The organism is Paenibacillus sp. LS-5, assembly GCF_056121505.1.
On the sequence record NZ_JBWAVA010000038.1, the window covers coordinates 1 to 2,961 of the forward strand.

At 49.4% G+C, this 2,961-nt stretch carries 1 protein-coding gene; it reads left to right on the plus strand.

What is annotated here, in order from left to right; all coding sequences use genetic code 11:
• Positions 1 to 205 precede the first annotated feature (205 nt).
• Positions 206 to 2,961, plus strand: a 2,756-nt coding sequence (locus AC0MA3_RS26285; protein WP_474658328.1) for a fibronectin type III domain-containing protein, incomplete at its 3' end; no start/stop codon positions are given.

Genomic DNA, 2,961 nt, shown 5'->3' on the forward strand with positions numbered 1-2,961 from the left:
TACAAGGTAACACGCGGGAGCTGGGCTTCAGTGGAGACTAGCACAAGCGGGGCGGATATTGCGAACCGGACGCTCACGCCTGCAGGCGGAGCACAGACCGTCAATCTTACCGTGCAGCGCTGGAAGGATCTGTAGTTCATGTGACGGGAGCATTGAGCAAACAATGCTCCCGATTCTTTAATATGGAGAGGAGCTGGAAAAGGTTATGAAGTACTTTGGGTCAAGGCGTAAGATTGGAGCACTGTTGCTGGGTCTCCTGCTGTTTGGCCAGTCTGTGGCCACTAATGTATCGGCTGAAATTGCTGCTTCGAATGTATATCATAACCATATGCCTAATTTCTGGGCTTACTATGATCTGAATTCCTATAATTCTGCCCCTGTAGGAAGTCCAATCCGTTATACATATGACGGTGAAGTAATCCATCTGAAGCAGAATCCGCCTGCCGGTTATAAATTTTATTTGCCCAATGGTTCACCGATGCCGCACGATGATCTAGTATCCTACTACTCCCATCATGCCAAGACCGGTGCTTATCTAACTTGGCCATGGAGTGTGGCGAATACGCTGCATAGCAATTATCCACAGGCACAGATGCATGTCACGATGTCCGGTTCTGTAGTGAACAACGTGAACAGCATTATTCAACAAGGAAATGTAAGCGGATACAGTAATGCGGCATGGGGTACTCCCTGGAAGAATGCGTACGATCAGCTCAAAACAACCAATGGAAACAATACACTGGATCTGATCCATTTCTCCGGGCATCACTCGATGGGGCCACTGGCCGGGAATGAATATTTGCTGAAGGATATGATCTATCATGGAGCCACGCTGGCCCAGCCTTATTTCCTAGGAAGCAGCTACAAGTCCTCGAAGGGTTTTTTTCCAACGGAGCTTGGCTTTTCCGAGCGGATAATACCGGTGCTGCAGAAGTTGGGTATCCAGTGGTCTGTGATTGGCAATAACCATTTCTCGCGCACCCTTAAGGATTATCCGCTGCTGAACAGTCCTGGAACAGACACGATGGTGTCACCGCCCAACCGGGCAGATCTTCAGAATGTCAGCACCCCGGGAGGCTGGGTGAGCCAGAACATGTTCAATGAACAGCAAGTGGTATACAATAAGTATCCTTTTGCCTCTACGGCGCATTGGGTACGTTATGTCGATCCTGCAAGTGGAGCGGAGTCCAGAGTAGTGGGCGTTCCTGTAGCACAGGCAGAGTCCTGGGAGGAAGGATACTTGGGCCAAGTCAAAGCTGACGCGCTTAAGCCGTATGAGAATCTGGTTGCGCAGAAGCAGATTTTCGTCGTAGCCCATGATGGGGATAATTCTTCGGGCCGGGCAGGCTCCGAAGAAACCTGGCGCAATGCCGGAAATGTTACCTATGCCGACAGCGGCGTAAAAGGTATGGGTATCGATGAATACCTGCGCAGTAATACACCAGCCACCTCCGATGTGGTTCACGTGCAGGATGGATCCTGGATCGATACCCGTGATTCCTCTTCCGATCCGACTTGGTATCACTGGCATCTTCCCTTTGGCATTTGGAAGGGACAGTTCGCCACGTTTAACCAGGTTAACGGAACTTCACTAGCCCCTAAGAAGAACCTTTCTGGTGTAGAGGAGGGGATGACTGTATCCTTCGAGAAGGGCTATCACTATCTTGAACGTAATTTTGCCTTACTCCAAGCTTCTTTGAATTATGCCAAAACAGCTGAGCAGATCTGGTTAGACGATCATCCGAATTACTGGAAACCGACCACGGCGCTGGATCGGGAAATTACGTATGACGGGAATCAGCTGAACCCCTGGATGCTCTCCTTTCCTGTAAAAGGAAACAGTGCCAATGATTATTCCGGTGGTGCGAACCCGGCTGAATTGGCTTGGTATTTCCTGCTTCCGGCAATGGATTCAGGCTTTGGCTATTACGACGAGAATGTTGATGACAGCGTGAAACCGGCTTTGTCCTTCAATCAATCGTTGTACTTTTCCAAGCCTTATGTATCGCAAAAGCTGGCCAAAGACAAAACAGGCCCTTCCGTCTGGTGGCCGCAGCGTTACCCGTACAATCCGGGCAGCGCTAATGTCAGTAAAGCAGAGGGTTGGACTCTGCAGCATTTTAACAACGTGTTCTCCATTTATACCTACGCTTTTGATACGAACGGTATCAGTGACATCAAAGTCAAAATCCGTGCTCACCGTGACAAGACCGCTGATGCTTCAGACAATACCTTTAAGGTCTATGACCCAACAGCTTTGGCATCCTCCGGTGTGTCCGGTATAGATCCCGCCAAGGTTGGGCAATGGGTGGAGTACCCGATGAATGTCCGTGATTTGAGCCCTGATATCAATGGTGTCGATTGGCAGCCAAGCAGTAAAGTCATCATGGAGAAGGTTCCGGCAACAGATATCGGAAATCTCTATTACAGCTACATCTCAGATTACCGGGACCAGTTGGTGGATTATTATATTGAAGCCAAAGACGCCAAAGGAAATGTTACACGCAGTGATATCCAGCAGGTATATGTTGGAGCAGGCAAGTATACACTGGCCAACGGCAAATATACGGAAAGCATGCAGGGCACTATTGAAGGCACGCATCCATTCATTACGGATCAGCCAGTAATTCCCGATAAGGAAGCACCAAGCACACCGGTTAACCTCCAAGCTTCTGTAACCCATGCCTCTTCTGCTGCCCTTACATGGAATGCATCCACCGATAACATCCGTGTGGCTGGTTATGAGATTTACCGCAACGGAGTCAAGATCGGATCTTCTGCAACCAACTCGTATACGGACAGTGGGCTGGCTTCTGAAACCAGTTACAGCTATACGGTAAAAGCTTTTGATGCCGCAGGTAACCTGTCGGCACTCAGCGCAGCCGCTCTCGTCACCACTCCGCCTGGAAACAGTGTAACTATCTATTACAAGCAGGGCTACACGACACCATACATCCATTA